The following is a 4,736-nucleotide window of genomic DNA, read 5'->3' on the forward strand; positions in this document are numbered from 1 at the left end:
ACGACCCACGCCGGCTCAGTGCTCGCCTGGATCGCCGCCCGCACCTTCGGCGTCGTGGTGGCCTGCTTGTGAAGAGAGATCAGCATGTCATTTCCCCGTCCCGAACCTCGCGCAGGATCGATCTTGCCATGAACAATGCAGTTCGGCGAGGGTCTATATGATCATCCGGGATTGGACACCTAGTGGCGCGGCGGAGTTCCTCGACGTCCTCAAGGAACTCGACCGCAGGATGCCCGAGGAGCGGGATGTGCATATCTTCATGGATAACTACGCCACCCACAGGACGCCGAGGGTCAACGCATGGCTGGCACGTCGTCCCCACTGGCACGTGCATTTCACCCTCATCGGCAATCTGGCTGAACGACGGCGAACGCTGGTTTGCCAAGTTTACCCGCAAACAAATCCAGCGCAGCGTTGACGGCTCCGTCGCGGTACTCGAAGCGGATATCGCCGCATTCATTTTACGTTGAAGCCAACTATCCACTGAACAGTTGCCTTTCCCTTCTCACCACAACAAAAAACCAAGCCCCAAAAATGAATCAAGTCCGCCGTCGAAACCCTGGCCTTCTCCAAAAGGTTTTGCCACAAAACACTGGCAGATCCTGCTCGGCAAATAAACACAGTTGCTAGACTGTGGGAACGCAACTGGTTATCGTGCCGTCGATGGTTTTCACGGGATCATCAGGGCTGCATTCCTCGCCGGACACAGGATAACGGTTGGGGTCTTCGCAAGCCGACAAAAACAGAGTTGCAAAGAGGACCAAGGCCATTCTCGCATACATCGACATGTCGAAATCTCCTTCGTTTAAATTCGGGCGTTTGCGCTCACGTAATGTTAACCTAAACAGCAGCGCTGTCGTCGCGCATTAACGCAGATCAACGTCGATCAGGCTTGGATAGGTGTGCTCTGCGGGCGCCCTATGCGGCTTTGTTGATGCACAAGTCCTGAGGGGGATTCATGCCGTGAACCCAGCCTGGTAGCTGGGATGCATGAGCAGACCCACGCCCTCCACCCACAAGACCAGAAACTGGTCAGCCCACAATGAAGCGCTCAAGTGTCGTGGCTCGCTTACGATCTGCTTCGATCCCGCGATGACCCGGGATGCCGCGCTGACAGGCAGGTGTGGCCGTCAGCAGAGCTACAGCGACGCTGCCATCCAGACCTGTCTTTCAAGGACGGTTTGTTTGGCATTGCGCTGCGCCGGACGACTGGGTTCGTCGAGAGCCTGTTGCGACTGCGGGGCCTCGACCGGACGGTGCCCGACTTCAGCATGTTGAGCTGCCGCCAGAAAACGCCGACTGTGAACATCCCGTTTCGTGATTCCAAATGGCCCTTACACCTGTTGATCGACAGCACTGGCATCAAGTTCGAGGATTGAGTCGAATGGCATACGCGCGAGCATGGTGGCCGCAAGCGGCTGGTCTGGTGAAATATCCAGCTCAGCGTTGACGAGCAGACGCTGGAGGTCCGGGCCATCGAGGTCACCGGAAACCATATCGGCGATGCACTGGTATTGCCCGACTTTCTCAGCCAGACCCCGGAGGGCGAGTAGCTGAGTCGTGCCTCTTTCAGAACCTATTGGTAGGGGGGATCTCGCACTGATTCTAGCAATGAACACTACCCTGTTGCCACGCGATTACCCGCCCAAGCCAAATAACCAAAGACTGACGGCACCCGCAGTGATAACCGATGCATAGACAAGTCCGACGCGCAGGCCCAAGGCGCTGCCGCCGACCGCAAACGATATCCCGGCCTTGACCACCGTGTTGACCGCTGCGGCGATAAAGATCGCAGTCGCACCGTTTGTCGTCGCCATATCGTCCCCGACCAGTTTTGCCATCGAGATCGTCAGCGCATCGACATCCGTCACGCCCGACAGGGCGGCGGCCGCGTAAACACCGCTCGATCCCATCCATGTCCTGAGGGTATGGACGGCCAGCAACACGGCGGCGAGCAGCGCGCCGAACGCAAGCGCCGCGCTCAACTCGAGCGGATTCTCGAGTCCTTCAAGTCGCTCCTGCCCCTCTTCTACTCCTCTGGCCGGGAACCAGAGAAAACCGGCTCCCGCCAAGCCGAAACCCGCCATCACGCTCATCGGTATGGCCAAAGGGACCACCAGGCTCGAGTGAAAGACCGCCACCAGCATCAGGATACGCAAAAACGTCACTGATCCCGCGATCACAACTCCCGCTGCCGCGTGACTCACCAAGTCAGTCTCTACGCGCACCAACCGCGCCAGCGCCAGTGTTGTCGATGTCGATGAGGCCAGACCACCAAACAACCCCGTCATGAGGAGACCAAGCCTCGCTCCACCAAGCCGGATTGCGGCGTACCCAAAAAACGACAACCCCGCAACAAGGACCACCGCCCACCAGATCTGATAAGGGTTGAGGGCCGCTCCAGGTCCGTAGCCCTGATCGGGCAAAATCGGCAGGATGACGATCGATAAGAGGCCGAGCTTCAGAAAAGCCTCCAATTCCAGCCGTTTGATACGCGCCACCCATCTGTGCAGCCGTTTCTTCATCGATAAAAGAAACGCCGTGATGACCGCAACGGCCGCAGCCGCAGGCATGTTTCCCAGAACCGACGCAGCCCCGAGCGAGAAGGCGAGCAGGAGGGCAATCTCGGTCGTCAAGCCGACATCATCATCCTTCTTGAGACGCAGCCAATAGCTGACGCCAAGAAGCACCGATAGCCCGAGAAACGCCCCCGCGAGAACGACCGCTGCGGTGAGCGAGGCGACCCAGCCGTTGACCCCGCCCAGAAGCCCCGCGATCGCGAACGTCCGCACGCCCGCGATGCGATCGCCCTCGGACTTGTCGCGCTGATGTCGGCCGCGTTCGAGGCCAAAGAGTAGCCCGATGGCCAGCGCAATTCCCAGTCGCTGAAATATTTCGAGATCATCCATGACTTTGGCACCCGGCCCGGCGCATCGAGGCCGGATCAGTCCAGCGCATCATGTCCGATCGCTTCGCAGTTCGACAGGTCGGATCCACCGACACCGGACACAGACTTTGCCAAATCACGCAGAGCGCTGCGCAGCCCCTCCTCTAGAACGGGATGGTAGAACGGCATCGCCAGCATATCTGCCACGCGCAACCGCCGCTCAATCGCCAAGGCCAGCAGATGGGCCAGATGCTCGCCGGCGGGCGCGCAAATCTCCGCACCCAAAAGCCGTCCCGTGTCACGCGTGGCATAGACGTGCAATACGCCACGGCTGGTCTGGGCCATGCGCGCGCGTGCCTGTTTTGAGAAATCGAATCTCCCCGTTTCGAAGTCGCTACCCTTCAGATCGGACAGCGTCGCGCCGATCCGTGCGACCTGTGGACTTGAAAACACGATGGATAGGGACGTGCGCCGGGCAAGTCCGGTTCCAGTCGCATCCGGCGCAGCCATGCGGCCCGCGATATGGCCTTCATCGGCGGCCTCGTGCAGCAGCGCGCGGATGCCACTCGCGTCACCGGCCATGAACACCGACAGATCACCGATCTGCAATGTGCAGGGGTCGATTTCAGGCATGCCTTTGTCATCAAGTGGTACGCCCAATGTATCTAGCCCGAGATCATCAATGTTGGCCCGCCGCCCGATTGCGGCCAAGACCGCGTCAGCCTCGAACGCGCCGCCTGCTCCGGTTACACGGATTGTATCTCCTGTGTCTTTCAGGTCAGCCTCAGTGCCAAGATAAAGATCGACTTCTCCGGCGATCAGCGGGCGGAAGGCGTCAAGCACCTCTGCGTCATCAATACCGGCCAGACCATCTATCGCATCAAACCCAGCCACTTCCAGCCCCAGACGGGCCAGAGCCTGCGCGATTTCCACACCTATGGCTCCCATGCCGATGACGGCGATGCGGCGCGGCAGGTCTCGCTGGTCGAAGAGGCTGTCGGTGGTTAGGATACGGTCACCGAACTTGCGCCACGGCCCCGGCATCACCGGACGGCTGCCCGGCGCAAGGATGATCGCCCGCGCCTCGATCTCTTCGCCGTTCACCTCAAGCCGTCCGGGGCCGAGCAGCCGCGCGCGTGCCGACAGGGCGCGATCACCAAGCTTTTCCGGTACCGCTTTTGGCCCTTTCACGAACTGGTCCCGCATCTTGCGCACCCGCGCCAGCACTGCTGGAATGTCGGCGCGCAGACCCTCGGCACCACGGATGCCGAATTCGTCAAAATCACCGCGCTGATGGAACGCGTTTGCCGCCTCAATGAGTGCTTTGGATGGCATGCACCCGACAGCGGCACAAGTAGTGCCCCAATGGCCATCATTGACCAGCAGGAAATCGTCGGTATATCGGCGCACCTCACGCAGGGCCGAGAGTCCCGCACTGCCCGCGCCCACGATGACGGTATCGACCTTCATGGGCTTAGTCGTCCGCTTCGGCCTCGGCCTTGGTCTCGTGCTCGGTGCCCGGTTCGTGCTCGGGCGGGCTGTAGGTGGTGAAGAGCTTCAGCATCCCCGACCCGGTGTTCTTGAAGTTGTGGAAGACGCCCGAGGGCACGATGCTGACATCGCCATCGGCGATTTCGGTTTCCGTCTCGCCGATCTTGGCCACTCCCGAGCCCGCGACGAAGTAGAGCAGCTGGTCGTGCCCCTCGTGCACCTCGCCGCCGATCTCGCCGCCCTCGGGGATGGCCATTAGCACCAGCTGCGTCTGCTCGCCGGTCCACAGGACCTTGCGGAACTCGTCGTTCGCGCGGGCCAGCTCGACGACAGGCAGTGTAAGTTTCGTGGTCTCAGA

The 4,736-nt window shown here is 60.6% G+C and carries 3 protein-coding genes and 2 pseudogenes; 2 read left to right on the forward strand and 3 right to left on the reverse strand.

Going from position 1 to position 4,736, the window contains the following annotated elements:
* Nucleotides 1-187: 187 nt before the first annotated feature.
* Nucleotides 188-589, forward strand: a pseudogene (locus BMW66_RS19695) (transposase); the annotation flags it as partial.
* A gap of 401 nt (nucleotides 590-990) precedes the next feature.
* Nucleotides 991-1,550 (forward strand): annotated as a pseudogene (locus BMW66_RS19700) (IS5 family transposase); the annotation flags it as partial.
* A gap of 87 nt (nucleotides 1,551-1,637) precedes the next feature.
* Here BMW66_RS19700 and BMW66_RS19705 read toward each other — a convergent pair.
* The 3 genes from BMW66_RS19705 to BMW66_RS19715 form a co-directional block, all read right to left on the reverse strand.
* Nucleotides 1,638-2,909 carry an MgtC/SapB family protein gene (locus BMW66_RS19705; protein ID WP_093120866.1) on the reverse strand — a complete coding sequence of 424 codons (1,272 nt, stop codon included), beginning with the start codon at nucleotides 2,907-2,909 and terminating at the stop codon, nucleotides 1,638-1,640.
* A gap of 35 nt (nucleotides 2,910-2,944) precedes the next feature.
* Entirely contained in the window at nucleotides 2,945-4,357 is a 1,413-nt protein-coding gene (locus BMW66_RS19710; RefSeq protein ID WP_093120868.1) for a dihydrolipoyl dehydrogenase, read from the reverse strand.
* Between the two features lie 4 nt (nucleotides 4,358-4,361).
* A partial coding sequence (locus tag BMW66_RS19715; RefSeq protein WP_217639361.1) for a cupin domain-containing protein occupies nucleotides 4,362-4,736 on the reverse strand: 375 nt, incomplete at its 5' end.

Source organism: Salinihabitans flavidus, from assembly GCF_900110425.1.
Taxonomy (GTDB): Bacteria; Pseudomonadota; Alphaproteobacteria; order Rhodobacterales; family Rhodobacteraceae; genus Salinihabitans; species Salinihabitans flavidus.